The sequence below is a fragment of the Nocardia sp. NPDC051832 genome, from assembly GCF_040681285.1.
Classification (GTDB): Bacteria; Actinomycetota; Actinomycetes; order Mycobacteriales; family Mycobacteriaceae; genus Nocardia.
Window position 1 is genome coordinate 695649 of record NZ_JBFAYL010000002.1, and the last position, 18878, is coordinate 714526.

An 18878-nucleotide genomic window follows, 5' to 3' on the forward strand; every position below is an offset into this window, starting at 1 on the left:
CCGTACGGGCCCTGAGAGATAGAGACAGCGCTACTTGCGCAGTGCGTACGGTTCGATCGACCCGCGCAGCAGCGCCCGCGCGTCCATGGTTTCCGGACGGTACGGCAGCGTCGCCAGTCGCGCGGTCATCTGCGCGACCGGATCCGCGATCGGCTTGGCGACACCGAACAGGAAGGTCCACTCGTGCTCGTCGCTGGCGTAGGGCACCACCGTGTCGAACAGCTTGTGGAACCGATCCCAGGAACGCTTCAGCGTCTCGTTGCGCCACATGGTCTGACAGCCGGCCTGTGCGGCGAGCACGCCGCCCTCGGCCAGCAGCGACTTACAGCGCTGCAGGAACTCGTCCTCGTAGAGCCGGTTGTGCTGCGCGTCCTCGACGCGCTCGTCCGGCAGATCGATGATGATCATGTCGTACTCGGTGCCGGCCGCTTCCGCGCGCGCCAGGAAATCCCAGCCGTCGGCGTAGTGCATCTTGATCGGGCCTTCGTGGGCGACCGCCGCGGCCAGATCGGCCTGGGTGTACCCGTAGGGCAGATGCTCGGCGCACAGCTCGACCTCGAGCTGATCGATGTCGACATGGTCGACCAGCGAGGCGCCCGCCGCCGCCGACAACTGCGAGGCGACACCTTCGCCGGACCCGATGATCAGCACCTTGTCCAGCTTCTCGGCCAGCACATACCCGGGCACGAGCATCGCCTCGTGGTAGGTGAGCTGGGAGAACTCGGTGGACTGGCGATCCTCGTCGGAGAACAAGCTGACGCCCTGGTCGGTCTTGGCGATCACCATGTGCTGGTAGGGCGTATTGGTGTCGACGATGACCTCGTTGAGATCCCAGATCCGCGTCAGGCCTTCGCCGACCGGCTCACGGATCTTCTCGGCGCCGTGCCCGCGCTGGATGACCTGCATCCGGACATCTTTGGGCTCGAGCTTGTCTCGTAGTAGTTCGACGGCCTTCGTCGCGCCCGCGCCGATACTGCCGCAGGTGAAGACATCGACGAAAATGTCGCCGGACTCCGGATAAGTGTGAATCGAGGCGTGGGACTCCGACAACAGCGCGAGGACGGTCACCCCCTGCGGATCGAACTTCTTGTGTACGACTTCGCAGATGGTGACGCCCGCCGCGATCAGAGACTCTTTCAACGCCGATTCGAGTCGTTCGAGGTCGTCGCACAGGGTCGCGTCGACACCACCGAACTCGGCCAGCACGTGCCAGCCGGTGAAATCCGCCGTCATAGTAGGCAAACTCACTCTCGCTCAGCGCCCGAGACATGAACGGTCAAGGGCGGAAAACCATTGAAGGACACCGACGAGTAACTCGCGGTATAGGCGCCGGTATCGAGGATCTGGATACGATCACCGGCACGCAACGAGGTCGGGAGTTGGACCTTCGTGCGCTGATACAGCACATCGTCGCCGTCACAGGTCGGACCGGCTACTACCGCGTCGTCGACGGGGTCGCCGTCTCTTTCGGTGACGAATCGGTAGGCGATGTACTCGTTCTCTGTCTCGGCCATACCGTTGTAGCGGCCGATGTCGAGATACACCCAGCGCCGGGCATCCGGCGCGATGCGAATGCCGATGACCTCGGCATGGATGACGCCCGCGTTGCCGACCAGGGCGCGGCCGGGTTCGACCACGAGGCCGGCGCCGGCGGGCAGGAACTCGGCGACCGCGGTCTGCACCACTGTCGCGATCTCGCCGAGTTCAGGGGCCGGAGTGGCGTACGGAATCGGCAGTCCGCCACCGATATTCACCGATCGAACTTCGATACCCTTGTCCGCCAAGGTATTCGAGATCGTCGCCGCCTCCTCGATGCCGATCCGCCAGGCCCGCGGATCGGTCTGCTGCGAGCCGACATGGAAGTACGGCCCCGCGACGATCAGGCCGAGATCGCGCGCCCGCACCAGCAGCCGCAGCGCCTCACCCGGCGCGCAGCCGAACTTGGTGCCGAACGGGGTGGTGGAGGCCGGCGTCGAGGCCAGGAAGCGGCACTCGACCTCGGTGCCCGGCGCGTGCTCGGCGATGCGCAGCAGGTCGTCCTCGGTATCGAAGGCGTAGCGGCGTACCCCGAGCGCATAGGCGCGGGCGATGTCGGCGGACTTCTTGATCGGATTGCCGTAGCACAGGACGGCCGGATCGACCTCTTGCGCGCGGCAGAGCTCGATCTCCCCGATGCTGGCGACGTCGAACTCGGCGCCCTCGTCGTTCAGGAGCCGGATGATCTCCGGCACCGGACTGGCCTTGACGGCGAAGCGAATTCGCGCCGCGGGTAAGGCGGCTCGCAAGGCGCGATAGTTCGCGCGGACCCGGTTCAGCTCGATAACCAGACGGGGTGATTCGAGCACGTTTCGATCGGCCAATCTAAGGGAACTCTTTTCGGTCAGGCACACAGGGCCGGGGGAAGGCAACAGTGCGCGACACTACACAAGGTTGGCCAGGAAAAACCAACCGGACGGCGGTCGCCTGCGTCACGCTCCGGGAGGCGGCTCGGGCGGTCCGGTCCGCAGGGGCCGAAGGTCAGCCTGCCGAGACCGTGACCTCGTCGAATACCACTTCCCCGGCCGCGTCGGACTCGGCCAGATCGACCACCGCCTCCAGCGCCCAGCCGTGGTCGCCGGCGGGATCGTCCAGGGTCTGCCTGACATGCCAGAACCCCGGTCGCGGTTCGACCTGGAACAGTTGCGGGCCGCGGGCGTCGGGGCCGATGCCGATGCGCTCGTACTCCTCGAAGTACGGCGCGAGGTCGGCTGCCCAGCCCGGCCCGGCGCCCAGCGCCTCCAGGTCGTACCAGCGGCGCAGTGACGCCAGTTCGACGCGGCGGAACATCGCGTTGCGGACCATCACGCGGAAGGCGCGTTCGTTGGCGGTGATCGGGCGCACCGACTCCGCGCCGAAGGCGACCTGGTTCGCGTCGGTCTCCGCACCCGGATTGGTCAGCTGCTCCCATTCGTCGAGCAGGCTCGAATCCACTTGGCGGATCAGCTCGCCGAGCCATTCGGTGATGTCGTCGAGCTCCTCGGTGCGCGCGGAATCCGGGACGGTGCGGCGCAGCGCGCGGTAGGCGTCGGCGAGGTAGCGCAGCACGACGCCTTCGGAGCGGGCCAGCTCGTAGTGCGAGATGAGTTCGGCGAAGGTCATCGAACGGTCGATCATGTCGCGCACCACCGATTTCGGCGACGGCGCGTATTCCGAGATCCACGGGTGGCCCGCGCGGTAGGTCTCATAGGCCGGCTCGATCAGCTCGGCCAGCGGTTTCGGCCAGGTGACCTCTTCGAGCAGCTCCATGCGCTCGTCGTACTCGATGCCGTCGGCCTTCATCTCGTTGATCGCCACACCGCGCGCTTTGTGCTGTTGCGCCATCAGCAGCTGACGCGGATCCTCGAGCGTCGATTCGATGAGCGAAATCACATCGAGGGTGTAGGTGGGTGACTCCTTGTCCAGGAGGTCGAAAGCGGCCAGCGCGAACGGGGACAGCGGTTGGTCGAGCGCGAAATCACGTTGCAGGTCGACGGTGAGCCGGGCCCGGCGGCCTTGCGCGTCGGGTTCCGGAAGCTGTTGCACGACACCGGCATCGCGCAACGCCCGATAGAGGCGGATGGCGCGCAGGATGTGCTTGCGCTGCGCCGGACGCGGTTCGTGATTGTCTTCCAGCAGATGCCGCATAGCGTCGAAACAGTTGCCGGGCCGGGCGATCACGTTGAGCAGCATGGCGTTGGTGACATTGAATCGCGACACCATGGGCTCCGGCTGCGCGGCCACGAGACGGTCGAAAGTCTCCTCGCTCCAGGAGACGAAACCGGCGGGCGGCTTGGTGCGCTGCACGCGCTTCTGCTTGACCGGGTCGTTGCCCGCCTTCGCCATGCGTTTGGTGTTCTCCACCTCGTGCTCCGGCGCCTGCACGACGACGGTACCCATGGTGTCGAAGCCGGCGCGGCCCGCGCGTCCGGCGATCTGATGGAACTCGCGGGCCTTCAGGCGGCGGGTGCGGACGCCGTCGTACTTGGTGAGGCCGGTCAGCAGCACCGTGCGGATCGGGACGTTGATGCCGACGCCGAGCGTGTCGGTGCCGCAGACGACCTTGAGCAGACCCTCCTGGGCGAGCCGCTCCACCAGACGGCGGTACTTCGGCAGCATGCCCGCGTGGTGCACGCCGATGCCGTGGCGGATCAGTCGCGAGAGCGTCTTGCCGAAGCCGGAAGCGAAACGGAAATCTCCCAATGCCGTCGCGATCGCGTCCTTTTCGGCGCGAGAGGAGAAGTTGACGCTGGTCAGTGCCTGCGCGCGTTCCAGCGCCGCGGCCTGGGTGAAGTGCACGACATAGACCGGCGACTGGTTGGTGGTGACCAGGTCTTCCAAAGTCTCGGTGATCGGCGTGCGGGCGTAGGAAAAGCTCAGCGGCACCGGGCGTTCGGTGCCCGCGACGATCGCGGTGGCGTTGCCGGTGCGGCGCTCGAGATCCTTCGCGAAGAAGTCGACTTCGCCCAGAGTGGCCGACATCAGCAGGAATTGGGCGTTCGGCAGCTCGATCAGCGGCACCTGCCAGGCCCAGCCGCGATCGGGATCGGCGTAGAAGTGGAATTCGTCCATCACGACCTGGCCGACCTGCGCGGCCGCGCCTTCGCGCAACGCCAGATTCGCCAGGATCTCGGCCGTGGCGCAGATGATGGGCGCGTCGGCGTTGACGGCGGCGTCGCCGGTCACCATGCCGACCTGGTCGGCGCCGAACACCTCGCACAGGGCGAAGAACTTCTCGCTGACCAGGGCTTTGATCGGGGCGGTGTAGTAGGTGCGCAGGCCCCGGGTCAGCGCGAACAGATGCGCGCCGACGGCGACCAGAGACTTACCGGAACCGGTGGGGGTGGCGAGGATGACGTTGGATCCGGAGGCCAGCTCCATGATCGCTTCTTCCTGCGCGGGATAGAGCGGGGTGCCCTGTTCGTCCGCCCAGAGGGCGAAGGATTCATAGAGGGCGTCGGCGTCGGTCCCCGGTATCTCGAGCAGTTCGGTCAGATCCACTCGTTCCACCCTACGGGCCACCCGGCGGGTGGCCCGATCAGGGACGGATCCAGGTTACTTGGCGCTGTCTCCGTCGTAGCCGCCCTGCTCGGCGAGGAACTTCTCGAACTCCGCACCCAGCTCATCACCGCTGGGCAGTTCCTCGTCGCTGGCCAGCAGCGATGTTTGCTGTTCCTGTGCGGACACGAAGCTGTCGTACTGCCGCTCCAGCGCGTTGACCACGGTCTCGACCTCGGAGTTGCCCGAGACATGCTCGTTGACCTGCTCGCGCACCCGCGCGGCCGCCTCGTCTAGCGCGGCCAGCGGAATCGCCAAGCCGGCATTGCCCGCGACGTTCTCCAGCAAGGTTTGCGCGGCCTCCGGGTAGGCGGTCTGCGCCAAGTAATGCGGCACATGCACCGAGAATCCCACCGATTCGTGCCCGTGCTGCGCCATCCGGTACTCCAGCAGCGAGGACGCGCTGCCCGGCACCTGCAACTCGCCCGGCCAGCGCTGATGATCGCTGATCAGCGAACGATCCGAGGAATGCGCGGTGACGCCCAGCGGACGGGTGTGCGGAATCGCCATCGGGATCGCGGACAGGCCGATGCTGCGGCGCACGCCCAGCTGTTCGGCGAGCAGGCGCACCGCGGTGGTGAACTTCTCCCAGCGCAGATCCGGCTCGATGCCGGCCAGCAGCAGGAACGGGGTGCCGTCGGTGTCCTTGACCGCCCACAGATTCAGCTCGGGTTCGGCGTAATCGCTGAAGTGGTCGGTTTTGAACGTCATCAGGGGACGACGCGAGCGGTAATCGAGCAACTCGTCGACGTCGAAGGAGGCGACCAGCTCGCTTTCCAGGCTTTCGCGCAGATGCGTGGTGGCCAGCCGCACCGCGTGCCCGGCGTCGGTGAAACCCTCCAGCCCGTGCACCAGAACCGGGCCGGAGCCGTCGTCGGACGACAGCTGCGGAGCGGGGAACTCCAGTTCGTACATTCGCGACTCGTGCTCCATCGCGTACTCCTTCCTGCGCGGTCCGCTTTCCGGCTTTCCGAGTAGCTCGGACGTCGGTGTCCCAGCGTTACCCGTTGTTGCACTGCGCGGTGCGTCAACCATGTCCATTGTCCCCCATGCCGGTGACAAGCACCGCGCACGGTAGTGGACACCGACCCGTACGTCGAGGCAACAGCGAATTCGCCTGCGGCATTCCCGCGGCACGCAATTGGCGGTGTGCAAGCTACGCCACAACGTGCCCTGGGCGGGGTTTGACTAGGGGAGTGCCCGATCCGGCGGCGGTTCAAGCCTCTGCCGGTGATTCGGCCGCGATCGGGGGCTGTCGCCTCGGTCACGAGTCGGCGTGGCATCGCGGGGCGGGGTGGGGGATTTGGCACAGTGGGCCGGGTGAGTGTGCCGGAGTCGTCACGCGCGGGGTGGCTGGGGGCAGCCGCGGCCGGCTGCGTGCTGCTCACCGGCTGTGGCGCGACTGTCGCCGGGCATCCGGTCGCGGGGGAGGCGGCGACCGTCCAGGCGCATGTGGCCGCGGGCCTCGAAGACCTACTGCCGACCCAAGCGCAGTTCCCGGCCCGGTACTCGGTGGTGGTGCTGCCGCCCGAGGCCGCCGCGCAGGCCGCCGGCGATCTGACCGGGATCGCGCGCGGAGCCGCGGTGCATCCGGCCGGCTGTGCGCCGCCCGAGCAGCGCTTCGGGCCGGATCAAACCGCGATCGCCGTCGGGACCGACGGGGACGCCCGGGCGACGGTCACCGTCCAGCTGGCGCGGACCAGCCAGCAGTTGTCCGCGCTGCGCGAACAAGTCGCCCGTTGCGGCGAGATCCGGGTCAACCAGGGCGGCGCGATCACCACCGTGGCCACCCAGCTCGATCCGGCGCCGCCGGTCGCCGCGGATGACTCGATCGCGTTGCGCCGCACGGTGATTCCCGATATCGGCGGGGTCGGGCTGACCCAGTCCATGCAGACGCTGGTCGGTCAGGTCGGGGATGTGCGAATCACGGTCACCCATATGACTTTCGGGGCGTCGAAGCCGGATACGGCGGCGTTGGACGAGGTGTTCACGACCACCGTGCACCAGGTCCAACAGGGCTGAGCGGGCAAGGCCGCAGAAGGCGCACCACGGTTATAGCAGGCGGCACTGACAGATTCGACGCTGCGCGAAGTCCGGCGGGCCCGGTTATCCCCACGCTGCGGCTTGTCCCCAGGACGGCCGAAAGCCCAGGTCGCCGCGGCGGCCACGGCGCCGGCTGGGCGCATGCTCAGCCCATGACCACTTCAGCCGAACTTCCCACGACCCTCGGGCACAGCGCCCCGAACCCGTACTGCGCCACCGGGCTTCCGCGGCGCCGCCTCCGGCCACCGCTGGCGAACTGCGCCGATCCGACTCCGTTCTATCGGGGCGGGGACTGGGCGCGGTCGCCACTGCGGATCGCCGACCCCGGTGCGTTGATCGTGGCGTTGCCGCCGATGCTCGGATTCGTCCCGCAGCGGTCGCTTGTCGTCGCCGTGCTGCGGGCCGGCCTGCCGCCCGGAGTGCGCCCGGTGATCGATGCCGTCGCGCGGTTCGATCTGGAACCACCGGGCGGCCGACGGGCGATGGCGGCGGGGATCGCGCAGTGCCTGTCCCAGATCTGTGCCGCCGAACAAGCCGAGGAGGTGCTGGCCGTCGTCGTCGACGATCGGGTGGCCGAGCCAGGGCCGCCCGGTGCGGCGCATCCCCGGCGGGAGGCCCGGGCGGTGTCGCACAGCGCGCTGATCGCAGCGCTCGACAAGCGCCTGGCGACGCACGAGGTGCTGCTGGCGGGTGCGTGGGCGGTGCCGGCGATCGATGGCGGCGAGCACTGGTGGCCACTGCTGGGCGGGCCGGACGGGGGCATCCTGCCCGATCCGGCGGAATCGCCGGTAGCGCTGGCGAGCGTGCTCGACGGGCGGCCGGTCCACGCCTCGCGTACCGCGATGACCGCCGTGCTCGCGCCGGATCGCGCGCTCTGCGAGCAGGTGGCCGCCCACCTCGGCGCCGCGTTGGAGCGCACGCGGGACCGCTATGTCCGGGCCGTGCGGCACGGCGAGCTGGACGGTTTCCACCGCGCCCTGCTGGAGAACGTGCTGTGGCAGATCGCGCACACCGCCGCCGGTGCGTTGCCCGAACCGCCCGATATCGCGGAACTCGTTGGCGCGCTGCGGGAACCAGTGGTGCGCGGTGCGCTGTACGCGCTGGCGTTCACCGATCACGCCGCCGCGGCCGAACGGCTGTGGATCCGGATGGTCCAGGCGCTGCCTGGTCCGGACCGCGCCGACGCCGCGGCTCTGCTGGGCTACGGCGCCTATGTGCGCGGCGACGGGCCGTTCGCGGGGATGGCCCTGGACGTGGCGTTGACGGCGGACCCGTGCCACAGCATGGCAGGGCTGCTGGAATCCGGTCTGCGCTCGGGAATGCGGCCGGAACCGCTGCGCCGGGTAGGGCGCAGCGGTCACACGATGGCCGCCGACCTCGGCATCGATCTCGGACCGCTGGTCCGATGAAGCCGTTACTTCGCGCTGTGCGCTCGTGCACCCAGCGACTGGGTGAACTTCCAAGCGTCGCCGACGATTTCGTCGAGATCGTTGTGCTCCGGGCGCCAGCCGAGCTCGGCGACGGCTCGCTCGCTGGAGGCGATGAGCACCGCCGGGTCACCGGCGCGGCGCGGCGCGTCCACGGCCGCGATGGGCAATCCGGTGACGCGCTCGCAGGCCGAGATCACTTCGCGCACCGAGAAACCGGTGCCACTGCCCAGGTTGTAGATGCGGTGCGCACCGGACTCGGCGGAGGCCAGGGCCAGCACGTGCGCCTGGGCCAGATCGCGGATGTGGATGTAATCGCGCACCGCGGTGCCGTCGTGGGTGGGCCAGTCGGTGCCGAACACCGCGATGGACTCCCGGTGCCCGAGCGCGACCTGCAGCACCAGCGGAATGAGATGGGTTTCCACGACGCGGTTCTCACCGAGCCCGCCGTAGGCGCCGGCGACATTGAAGTAGCGCAGGCTGGTCGCGGCCAGCCCGTGCGCGATGGCGTAGGAGGTGATGGCGTGATCGATGGCCAGCTTGGAGGCGCCGTACGGGTTCGTCGGCCGGGCCGGCGCGTCCTCGGTGATCGGCACCTGCTCGGGCTCGCCGTACACGGCGGCGGTGGAGGAGAACACCAGGCGGCCGGTACCGGTCTCGCGCATCGCCTCCAGCAGTTGCAGCGTCTTCACGACATTGCCGTGCCAGTACTTCTCCGGCTTCTGCACCGACTCGCCGACCAGCGACTGGGCGGCGAAATGCAGGACACCGTCGAAGGATTCGGCGCGCAGCAGCCGTGCGCCGGCCTCGGCGATATCGCCCTCGACGAACCGCGCCTCCGACGGCACGCCGTCGGCGTTGCCGGTGCTCAGATCGTCGAGGACGACCACGTCGTGGCCTTGCTCGAGCAGTACCTGCGCGCAGACGCCACCCACGTATCCGGCTCCGCCGGTTACCAAGAGTTTCACTCGTCAGACCAGCTTCACCTGGACGGCGTGGGCCATTTCATCGGAGAGCTCGAAACCGGCGTGACCGGGCACGGTGATGATCACCGAGCCGGGCCGGGTCTCGACCGTGACGCGCGCGTCCGGCACCACGCCGGCCTCGCGGAGCTGGCTGATTACCTCCGGATCGGTCTGGATGTGCTCGGCGAGCCGGCGCACCACCACCGCGTGGCCTTGGCCGTGCGGCAGGTCCGACAGGCGCACCAGCGTCTCCTCCGTGACCGGGGGAGCGGTGATGCCCAGTTCGTCCAGGCCCGGGATCGGGTTGCCGTAGGGCGAGGTGGTCGGGTGGTTGAGCACCTCGACCAGGCGCCGCTCCACCTCCTCGCTCATCACGTGCTCCCAGCGACAGGCCTCGGCGTGCACGTTCTGCCAGTCCAGGCCGATGATGTCGACGAGCAGGCGTTCGGCCAGGCGATGCTTGCGCATCACCGCGATGGCCATGCCGCGGCCCTTGTCGGTCAGTTCGAGATGGCGGTCACCGGCGACCAGCAGCAAACCGTCGCGCTCCATGCGCGCGACAGTCTGGCTCACCGTCGGACCACTCTGCTCGAGGCGCTCGGCGATGCGGGCGCGCAGGGGCACCACGCCCTCCTCCTCGAGGTCGTAAATGGTACGGAGGTACATCTCCGTGGTGTCGACCAGATCCTTCACCTGTTACCCCTTCGTCGGCACGAATTCTACCCACGCACGGCAGCCGCACCGTGGCCGCCGTCACGTGGTGTGGCACGGACACGATGCGATGCCGGATTTGTGGGAATCGGCTTCGGCGCACGGCGTCTGGCCGTGATCGCACTTGCTTTATTTCTACTGCATAGGAACGTCACACGGGTGCCCCAGCTTCCCGCGTACCGTGGCGATCATGGCCACACCCGTCACTCGGGCATCGGGAACCGTTGTCTGGACCGAGAAGTTCCTGGACTACGCCTGGACGCCGGAGCACCCCATGAAACCGGCGCGCCTGAAGTTCACCATGGCTTTGGCCGAAAGTCTGGGATTGCTCGAAGGTGTCGAACCGGTGCGCCCGGCGCCCGCGGCCACCGGGGACCTGCTGCGGGTGCACACGGCGGCCTACATCGAGGCGGTCGAGCACGCGGTGCAACCGCCGGGCGCGCCGCTCGCCCCGCCGCACGGACTCGGGTCGCCGGACAATCCGGTCTTCCCGCGGATGCATCAGGCGGCGTCGGTGATCGTGGGCGGCACGCTGGCCGCGGCCCAGGCGATCGCCGAGGGGCGGACCCGCCGCGCGGTGAGCATCGGCGGCGGTATGCACCACGCCATGCCGGACGCGGCCTCGGGCTTCTGTATCTACAACGATGCCGCCATCGCCATTTCCTGGTTGCTCGACCATGGCTTCGACCGGATCGCCTATCTGGACGTGGATGTGCACCACGGCGACGGCGTGCAGCGCGCCTTCTACGGCGATCCGCGGGTGCTCACCCTCTCCGTGCACCAGCATCCGGCGACCCTGTGGCCCAACACCGGGTGGCCGGAGGAGACCGGAATGGGTGCGGCCGAGGGCACCTCGATCAATCTCGCGATGCTGCCCGGCACCCGGGACGCGCAGTGGCTGCGCGGGTTCCACGCGGTGGCGCCGGGCGCGCTCGCGGCGTTCCGGCCGCAGATCGTGGTCAGCCAGTGCGGTGTCGACACGCACCGGGAGGATCCGCTGGCGGATCTGGAACTCACCGTCGACGGGCAGCGGGCGGCGTTCCTGGCCATGCGGGAGCTGGCCGACCGCTACGCCGAAGGCCGCTGGCTGGCCGTCGGTGGCGGCGGGTACGGCCTGGTCCGGGTAGTGCCGCGGGCCTGGACACACCTGCTTGCCGCCGCGCTGGACCGGGAGATCGCTCCGGAAACCGCGATTCCGCAGGACTGGATCGACAAGATTCGCGCCGAAGCGCCCACCGCCGAACCGCCCGGCACCATGGGCGATGGGGGCGATGTCACATTCTCGCCGTGGGACGGACCGGGCGGCACGGGGGAGACTGGAGACGCGCACACAGACCGCGCCCAGCGTGCCGTCGACACGGCCGTATTGGCCACGCGCCGGGCTACTTTCGGGTTGCTCGGCCTGGATCCGGAGGACCCCCGTGACTGAGCCGACGCCCCTCCCGGATACACCCAGCACGCCCGCGGTGCCGCCGCCTCCGCCGCAGCACTGGTTCGCCGACGTGCTCGCCGCCGACGGCGGCGTGGTGCGGCTGCGCCCCGTCACGCCCGACGACGCGGAGCGCATGCAGGAGTTCCACGCCGCGCTGTCCGACCGCACCCGCTACCTGCGTTACTTCGGCCCCTACCCGCGCATATCGCCCAAGGACCTGTACCGGACCACACACGTCGACTACCACGATCGGGTCGGACTGGTGGTCGAGCTGGGTGAGGCGATCATCGGGGTGGGACGCTACGAACTGCTCGACCGTTCCGGGCCGCGCGCGGCGGAGGTCGCGTTCGTCGTCGCCGACGAGCATCAGGGCCGCGGGCTCGGCTCGATCCTGCTCGAACACCTGGCAGGGGCCGCCGCCGAGAACAAGATCGAGACATTCGTGGCCGAGGTGCTCGCCGAGAACTCGGCGATGGTCACGGTGTTCCGGGACGCCGGCTATCAGGTCGAGCGCAGCCGCGACGGATCGGTGCTGCACCTGGAATTCGCCATCGACCCCACCGAAGCGCTTGTCTCGGTGCGGGATTCCCGGGAACGCGCCTCCGAGGCGCGCAGCGTGGGCAATCTGCTCGCGCCGCGCTCGGTCGCCGTCATCGGGGCCACGGTGGGTACCCGGGTCGGCGGGGTGGCGCTGGCGAACCTGTTGTCCGGGGGATTCCAGGGCCCGGTGTTCCCGGTGAATCCGAACCGGCAGGCGGTTCGCGGAGTGCGGGCCTATCCGACGGTGCGCGATATCCCGGACGAGGTCGACCTCGCGGTGGTCGCGGTGCCCGCGGCGGCGATCGACTCGGTGCTCGACGACTGTATGGCCAAGGGCGTCAAGGGGTTGGTCGTGCTGACCGCCGGATTCGCGGAGACCGGCGCCGACGGTGTGGCGGCGGAACGCGCGCTCGTCGCGGCGGCGCGTGGGCACGGTATGCGGGTGGTCGGGCCGAGCGCGCTCGGCATCGCCAATACCGACTCGGCGGTGTCGATGAACGCCACCCTGGCCTCGGTGCTGCCCGGGCGGGGACGCATCGGATTCTTCTGTCAGTCCGGGCCTTTGGGCGCGGCGATCCTGGGTGAGGCGGCCGGGCGCAATCTGGGGTTGTCCACTTTCGTCTCGGCCGGCAATCGTGCCGACGTGTCGGGCAACGACCTGCTGCAGTACTGGGACACCGATCCGGCCACCGACGTGATCCTGCTGTACCTGGAGAGTTTCGGTAATCCGCGCAAGTTCTCCCGGATCGCCCGGCGGGTGGCGCGCACCAAACCGATTGTCGCCGTGAGCAGTGGCCGGTTGGCCGCGCGGACCCAGCCCAGCGGCGATATGGACCGCTCCATCGTGCGGGATCTGTTCGCCCAGGCGGGCATCGTTCAGGTCGACTCCATTTCGGAACTGTTCGACTGCGCCGCCCTGCTCGGTTATCAGCCGCTGCCCGCGGGGCGGCGGGTCGCGGTGATCGGCAACAGCGCCGCCTTGAACTGGCTGGCCGTCGACGCGGCCCATGGTGAGGGCCTGGAGGTGCGCCGCCCGGCGGCGATTCCGGTTCCCGGCGTGCGGCAGCCGCGTCCGACCGAGCGTGCGGTGGACGAGCTTCCGGTCGGGGAGCCGGTGGATCTTGGTCCGGAATCGACGCCCGGTGCGTACCTGGACGCTGTCGTCGCGGCGCTGCGGTCGGACGAAATCGACTCGGTCATCGTGATCTTCGCCCCGCCGGTGCCGCTGCCGATGGCCGGTTTCGCCGACGCCATCCGGGAAGCCGCGCTGGCGGTGCCCGACTCCGGCAAACCCATCCTCACCACATTCATTGCCGAACAAGGGATTCCGAACCTGCTGGCGATCCGGGGCGCCGGCGGCACGGCCGCGCGCGGCTCGATCCCGTCCTATCCCGATCCCGAACGGGCCGCGCGGGCGCTGGCCCGGGTGCAGCGGTACGCGCAGTGGCGTACCACGCCGGCTTCGACGGTGGTGCGGCCCGAGGGCATCGATACCGAACGCGCGCGACGCTTGATCGCCGAATGGTCGAGCGCCGGTGACGGGCGCTGGCTGACCGACCTGGAAGCTGTGGAACTACTGGACTGCTACGGCATTCGCGTCGTCGAATTCCGTGAAGTCCGCAGCGCCGACGAAGCCGTCGCCGCCGCCGAGGAACTCGGCTACCCGGTCGCGGCCAAGGCCACCGGTGAAATGTGGCGCCGCCGCCCCGACCTCAGCGGCGTCCGCCTGGACCTGTGGCGGCCGGAGGCCGTCCGTCAGGCCTACACCCACCTGGTGGACCTGTGCGGCGATCCCGCCGTGCATATCCAGAAGATGGCCACCCCCGGCGTCGGCTGCGTCCTGCGCGTCCAGGACGACCCGTCCTTCGGCTCGGTCATCGAATTCGGCCTCTCCGGCATGATCATCGAACTCCTCGGCGATCGCGCCTACCGCGCCCTCCCGCTGACCGCCGCCGAAGCCACCGCCCTGATCGATGCCCCACGCGCCGCCCCGCTGCTCTCCGGCACTCCGGCCAGCCCGCGCGTCGACAAAGCCGCCCTCGCCGAACTGGCCCAGCGTGTCTCGGCCATGTTCGACGATCACACCGAGATCCGCGAACTCACCTGCGACCCGGTCCTGGCCTCACCCACCGCCGCCGCCATCCTCTACGCCCGAGCCCGAATCGGCCCCGAACCCAGCCGCTTCGACATCGGCCCCCGCCGATTGGCTTGACGCCCAGCACAAGCCGACCCCAAGCAACCGCCAAGCCCTCATACCTACCGTCCGGGTATGAAAGCCACACTCGTAGCCGCTGCACCCCTTCTCCTCGTCCTCGCCGCCGGATGCACCTACACCCCGACGATCGAGGAAGCCGACCTGGAGAAGTCGGTCCAGCAAACCTTGTCCGAGAAGGTCGGCCGAACCCCGGACGCCATCGACTGCCCAGGCGACCTGAAAGGCCACATAGGCACCACTATGCGCTGCACCCTGACCTCAGCGGGCACCCAACTGGGCCTGACCGTCAAGGTCACCAACGTCGTCGACAAGAAGGTCGAATACGAGGTCGAAGTAGACCAGGCCTGACCAATCCTGGTTTGTCCCACCGCCGTCACCGGCCGCTACGCTCGAGCCGAATCGGCCGCGAGCCGAGCCGCCCCGACATCGGACTCGCCGATTGCCCGGAGCGGCACAGCGTTTGGAACCAGACCGGGGGCGGCAGTGGCGAGATATGGGCTTGTCGGGGACGACGACAGTGAATCGTGGGGCAACTGCTCGGACGTCGCTGGAATGTTCAGCGGATGGCGGCCGGAAACGGATTGGTATTCGTGCGAGCAGTCGGCGAACTGGTCGTGGTCTGATGAGCACCGCTTGGTCGAGTTCATCGGGCTCTCACCGACAGGCGCATTGACCGACTACGCGGCGAATATGGAAACCGGGCGGGCGTTCGCTGACCGCGCGTCCGTCAATCTCCTGGACGCCACAACCGGCGTGCAGATCGGCTCGTATTTCGTCAACGACCTCAGGCTGCTGACCGCACGGCCGTCCGAAGCCGGGCTGGGCTTGGTGGACCTGACTGCGCAATTGATCACGGATGCGCCGTCCGATGCCGCAGTGCTCTGGGATCTGGTCAGATCCGGGCAGCTCGATCAGCTGGACCTGTGGCGACGCTACGACCACCACGCCTGGCTGGAGGTGGCCCTCAACCGCCGCTGCCACGGTCCTGCACCGCTGCCGGACAAGCCGCCCGGTGCGACCTATGTGCTCGACGCGACCGGTGTCAACGACGAGGGCAGCCTCTACTGCGCACTGGGGGAGGCGGTGAACGGTCCCGGCGGATACTTCGGCTGGAACCTCGATGCCGTAGACGACTGCCTGCGCGGACGATGGGGCGCTGCGGCGCCATTCACGCTGATCCTTCGTAATGTGGACCCGATTCTGTGGGAGCGCCGCGCCTTCCCGATTTTCCTGGAGATCCTCAGCGACCATGGCGTGGGTGTCCGGCTCTAGCCCGGCCCGAGGGGATAAAAAGGCCGACCGGTTCGCGCGAACCCGGAGGGGACAGGACGCGCGTTCACCGGTCGGCGCTACAAGGTGCCCCGTCGACTGGGGTACCCGAGATGGTGCTGCCGAGGCAGCTGTGGGGTGGGTCAGCTGGCGTAGGCGCGCAGGCGATCGGCCCGCTCACCCTTGCGCAGCTTGGACATGACTTCGCGTTCGATCTGGCGGACCCGCTCGCGGGACAGGCCGAACAGCTTGCCGATCTGGTCGAGGGTGCGCGGCTGGCCGTCGTCCAGGCCGAAGCGCAGGCGGATGACCTGTTGTTCGCGTTCGTCCAGGGTGGCGAGCACGCTGCGCACATCGTGATGCAGCAGGCCGGCGATCACCGCGGATTCGGCCGAGGTGGCCTCGGAATCCTCGATGAAATCGCCCAGCGGAGCCTCTTCGTCGTTGCCGACCGGCATATCCAGGCTGACCGGGTCGCGGCTGTGATCGAGCAGATCGGAGATCTTCTCGACCGGGATGCCGGACTCGTTGGCGAGCTCGTCGTCGGTGGCCTCGCGACCCAGCTGCTGGTGCAGTTCCCGCTTGATCCGGGCCAGCTTGTTGACCTGCTCCACCAGATGCACTGGTAGGCGGATCGTGCGGCTCTGATCGGCCATGCCACGAGTGATGGCCTGACGGATCCACCAGGTGGCGTAGGTGGAGAACTTGAATCCCTTGGCGTAGTCGAACTTCTCCATGGCGCGGATGAGTCCGAGGTTGCCTTCCTGGATCAGATCCAGCAGCGGCATGCCGCGGCCGGTGTAGCGCTTGGCGAGGGAGACCACGAGGCGCAGGTTGGCTTCGAGCAGATGCGAGCGGGCGGCTTGGCCTTCGCGAACAATGATGGCCAGATCGCGCTTACGGGTGGCCGACAGACGTTTGCCGGTCTCCAGTAAATGCTGCGCATAGAGGCCCGCCTCGATGCGCTTGGCCAGCTCGACCTCGTCGGCGGCCGTGAGCAGGGCCGTCCGGCCGATGCCGTTCAGGTACACGCGTACCAAGTCGGCGGCGGGGCTCTGGGCGTCGAGGTCGGAATCGCTGGGGCGCACACGAGTGGTGGCGGGGCTGGTCATGACTTGCCTCCTGTCGGTGGTGTCTCATCCCGAACAACGGACCCGACATAGAGAAAGTTCCCGTTTGAGCCTGCGGTAAACCGTTCTGAGCTGCGGTTTTGCCGACCAACGGCTGAGAAGTTCCTGAGAAGGATCCGCGTTCGGAACACCCGTCTTCTGATCCCGCCGCCGACGCCTGCCCGTGGCCGAATGGCTATACGGGCCGCACCAATCCGTGACGCACCAGGCCGGCCACCACGGAAAGCGCCTCGCCCGCGAACTCCGGTGAAACGTCATCGGATCCGTGAGCCAGCGCCAGCAGCTCGATCAGCTCGTACAACGGCAAACCGTCGGCACGCATTCCCGCGACCAGGGAGATCGTGGACTCATCCACCTCGTGCTGCCAGCGCGGACCGTCACCGCGATGCAACCGTGCCACCCGCTGATTCCAGCCCTCCTCGCCGGGCAGATAGACCCGTTCCAGCGCGGTCGCGGGGTCGACGACGAAACGGGCGTTCCAGGCCAGATCGTTATCGGCCGCCGCGGCGCGCAGCCACGCCGAGCGCTCGAAATATTTGGTGGCCTCGTCGCCGAGCGGGTCCTCGAAACCGTGGGTGAGGTCCTCGGCCAGGAGTTCGGTGGGGCCGTCGATCGCGCGCAGATAGACGAAACCGAAACCGATGCCTTCGACCTCCGCGGACTCGAACGCGTCGAGCCACTGCTCGGCGCGAGCTTGCGCGGCCCGATCGCGCGGATCCAATCCGGCGTCGCGCAACCAGGTTCCGACGTAGAGGCCGGGGTCGGCGACGTCGCGCTGGACCACCCACGCGTCGATGCCCTCGGCGGGGAGCCAGGACGAGACGCGCTGCCGCCAGTCGCCGTCGGCGGTGTGGATCCAGGCGGCGAGCATCGCGGCGGTGCCGCCGGGAGCGAGGAGATCGGGAGCCTGTGAGATGACCAGTTCGCTGGCCCCGTCCAGGGCGAGCCCGGAATCGCGGTAGGTGTGTTCGACGCGCGCGGGTCCGACGACGAACGGCGGATTCGCGACGACCTGATCGAAGCGTCGCCCCGCGACCGGTTCGAACCAGGACCCTTCGAGCAGTTCGATATCGAGTCCGTTCAACGCCGCAGTGGCCTCGGCCAGCCACAGGGCGCGGGAGTTCACATCCGTCGCGGTGACGCTGCGCGCGTAGGACGCCGCGTGCACGGCTTGGACGCCGCACCCGGTGCCGAGATCGAGCACGGTGCCGACGGGCCGGGTCGGAGTGGCGCGCAGCAATGACAGCGACGCGTGCCCCACACCGAGCACGTGCTCCTCGGTCAACGTGCGCCGCTGCATCGAATCGTCCAGATCCGACAGGATCCACCGGGTCCCCGCGCCTGCGTCCAACGGACGCAGATCCAGCGCCGCGCGAATATCGCCGCCGTCTCGCGCCAGCAGCCCGGCCGCGATCGCCTGATCGATCCGCACCGGCGCCAACGCCGCCGCGACTTCCCGTTCCGGCATGGCGTCACCGAGCAGCAACAGCCGGACCAGCGTCCCCAACCCGCCGAGATCCCGCGCGGCCCGCCGAACCGGCACAGGCTCCGAACGACCTAGCGCCGCATGCGCATCCACACCCAGCGCATCGATCAGGGTGTCGGCGTCATAACCCACCCGGGTCAGCGCACCCCGCAGCTCAGGGCACAGCGCGGTCAGCAGCGATTCTGTCGTCGTCGGGTTCATAGGCACCCGCATACTCTGCCACCGCATCTCCCCGCCGCCCCACCCACTCCACCGTGTCACCCCGGCCGCATCAAGTGCGCCACAGAGTCGCGACCCCCAAGCCGTACCCGCTGTGTTGCGCCCGCAAGCAGTGCCGGTTCGTGGTGACAGCAAGCTGTGCCTGCTGTGTTGTGGCGGTGAGCTGTGCCTGCTGTGTTGTGGCGGTGAGCTGTGCCTGCTGTGTTGTGGCGGTGAGCTGTGCCTGCTGAGTTGCGCCCGCAAGCTGTGCCGGTTCGTGGTGACAGCGGGCTGTGCCCGTTTAATTGCGCCAGCAGCTATTTCGCCCCGCTGAGTACAGGAGTGCCACAGGTCCGGATTCACTCCGTGGTGGTGTGCTCACGGCGAGA

General features: G+C 68.5%; 14 protein-coding genes. 6 read left to right on the forward strand and 8 right to left on the reverse strand.

Annotated elements, in window-relative coordinates; translation table 11 throughout:
- Positions 1-30: 30 nt before the first annotated feature.
- From speD to AB0M14_RS13070, 4 genes are all read right to left on the reverse strand, one after another.
- The gene (speD, locus tag AB0M14_RS13055; RefSeq protein ID WP_364995725.1) at positions 31-1233 is read right to left on the reverse strand and encodes an adenosylmethionine decarboxylase; all 1203 of its coding nucleotides are present in this window, start codon (positions 1231-1233) and stop codon (positions 31-33) included.
- 11 nt (positions 1234-1244) lie between these two features.
- Positions 1245-2345 (reverse strand): type III PLP-dependent enzyme, encoded by a 1101-nt coding sequence (locus tag AB0M14_RS13060; protein ID WP_364993257.1) that lies wholly within the window; start codon positions 2343-2345, stop codon positions 1245-1247.
- A 172-nt stretch (positions 2346-2517) separates the two neighbouring features.
- Positions 2518-5016: a DUF3516 domain-containing protein gene (locus AB0M14_RS13065; RefSeq protein WP_364993260.1), complete on the reverse strand. Its 2499-nt coding sequence runs from the start codon at positions 5014-5016 to the stop codon at positions 2518-2520.
- A gap of 54 nt (positions 5017-5070) precedes the next feature.
- On the reverse strand, positions 5071-6006 hold the full coding sequence (locus AB0M14_RS13070) for a PAC2 family protein (RefSeq protein ID WP_364993262.1): 936 nt from the start codon (positions 6004-6006) through the stop codon (positions 5071-5073).
- A 387-nt stretch (positions 6007-6393) separates the two neighbouring features.
- On the opposite strand from AB0M14_RS13070, the gene AB0M14_RS13075 reads away from it, so the two are divergent.
- The gene (locus AB0M14_RS13075) at positions 6394-7095 is read left to right on the forward strand and encodes a sensor domain-containing protein (RefSeq protein WP_364993266.1); all 702 of its coding nucleotides are present in this window, start codon (positions 6394-6396) and stop codon (positions 7093-7095) included.
- 173 nt (positions 7096-7268) lie between these two features.
- The gene (locus AB0M14_RS13080) at positions 7269-8525 is read left to right on the forward strand and encodes a DUF4192 domain-containing protein (protein ID WP_364993268.1); all 1257 of its coding nucleotides are present in this window, start codon (positions 7269-7271) and stop codon (positions 8523-8525) included.
- A gap of 5 nt (positions 8526-8530) precedes the next feature.
- Here AB0M14_RS13080 and galE read toward each other — a convergent pair whose 3' ends face one another.
- Both galE and AB0M14_RS13090 read right to left on the reverse strand, forming a co-directional pair.
- Positions 8531-9511, reverse strand: a complete 981-nt coding sequence (gene galE / locus AB0M14_RS13085) for a UDP-glucose 4-epimerase GalE (RefSeq protein ID WP_364993271.1) — start codon at positions 9509-9511, stop codon at positions 8531-8533.
- A 3-nt stretch (positions 9512-9514) separates the two neighbouring features.
- Complete coding sequence (locus tag AB0M14_RS13090) at positions 9515-10201, reverse strand: iron dependent repressor, metal binding and dimerization domain protein (RefSeq protein ID WP_364993274.1); 687 nt, start codon at positions 10199-10201, stop codon at positions 9515-9517.
- A gap of 208 nt (positions 10202-10409) precedes the next feature.
- Between AB0M14_RS13090 and AB0M14_RS13095 the strand changes: the two genes are divergently transcribed.
- From AB0M14_RS13095 to AB0M14_RS13110, 4 genes are all read left to right on the forward strand, one after another.
- Positions 10410-11648, forward strand: a complete 1239-nt coding sequence (locus AB0M14_RS13095; RefSeq protein ID WP_364993276.1) for an acetoin utilization protein AcuC — start codon at positions 10410-10412, stop codon at positions 11646-11648.
- Entirely contained in the window at positions 11641-14403 is a 2763-nt protein-coding gene (locus AB0M14_RS13100) for a GNAT family N-acetyltransferase (RefSeq protein ID WP_364993280.1), read from the forward strand. Before AB0M14_RS13095 ends, AB0M14_RS13100 begins: the two co-directional genes overlap by 8 nt.
- Positions 14404-14460: 57 nt before the next feature.
- The gene (locus AB0M14_RS13105; RefSeq protein ID WP_364993283.1) at positions 14461-14754 is read left to right on the forward strand and encodes a DUF4333 domain-containing protein; all 294 of its coding nucleotides are present in this window, start codon (positions 14461-14463) and stop codon (positions 14752-14754) included.
- 342 nt (positions 14755-15096) lie between these two features.
- Positions 15097-15678, forward strand: coding sequence for a barstar family protein (locus tag AB0M14_RS13110; protein WP_364995728.1), 582 nt, complete (start codon positions 15097-15099; stop codon positions 15676-15678).
- A 140-nt stretch (positions 15679-15818) separates the two neighbouring features.
- On the opposite strand, the gene AB0M14_RS13115 is transcribed toward AB0M14_RS13110, so the two are convergent.
- Together AB0M14_RS13115 and AB0M14_RS13120 are read right to left on the reverse strand one after the other, a co-directional pair.
- Complete coding sequence (locus tag AB0M14_RS13115) at positions 15819-16787, reverse strand: sigma-70 family RNA polymerase sigma factor (RefSeq protein ID WP_364993286.1); 969 nt, start codon at positions 16785-16787, stop codon at positions 15819-15821.
- A gap of 193 nt (positions 16788-16980) precedes the next feature.
- On the reverse strand, positions 16981-18492 hold the full coding sequence (locus tag AB0M14_RS13120; RefSeq protein WP_364993289.1) for a methyltransferase: 1512 nt from the start codon (positions 18490-18492) through the stop codon (positions 16981-16983).
- Between the last annotated feature and the right edge of the window lie 386 nt (positions 18493-18878).

Excerpts from the sequence above, each read along its gene's own strand:
- speD (WP_364995725.1), bottom strand. The coding sequence starts at position 1,233 with ATGACGGCGGATTTCACCGGCTGGCACGTGCTGGCCGAGTTCGGTGGT.
- AB0M14_RS13070 (WP_364993262.1), bottom strand. The coding sequence starts at position 6,006 with ATGGAGCACGAGTCGCGAATGTACGAACTGGAGTTCCCCGCTCCGCAG.
- AB0M14_RS13080 (WP_364993268.1), top strand. The coding sequence starts at position 7,269 with ATGACCACTTCAGCCGAACTTCCCACGACCCTCGGGCACAGCGCCCCG.
- AB0M14_RS13095 (WP_364993276.1), top strand. The coding sequence starts at position 10,410 with ATGGCCACACCCGTCACTCGGGCATCGGGAACCGTTGTCTGGACCGAG.
- AB0M14_RS13105 (WP_364993283.1), top strand. The coding sequence starts at position 14,461 with ATGAAAGCCACACTCGTAGCCGCTGCACCCCTTCTCCTCGTCCTCGCC.
- AB0M14_RS13110 (WP_364995728.1), top strand. The coding sequence starts at position 15,097 with ATGGAAACCGGGCGGGCGTTCGCTGACCGCGCGTCCGTCAATCTCCTG.
- AB0M14_RS13115 (WP_364993286.1), bottom strand. The coding sequence starts at position 16,787 with ATGACCAGCCCCGCCACCACTCGTGTGCGCCCCAGCGATTCCGACCTC.
- AB0M14_RS13120 (WP_364993289.1), bottom strand. The coding sequence starts at position 18,492 with ATGAACCCGACGACGACAGAATCGCTGCTGACCGCGCTGTGCCCTGAG.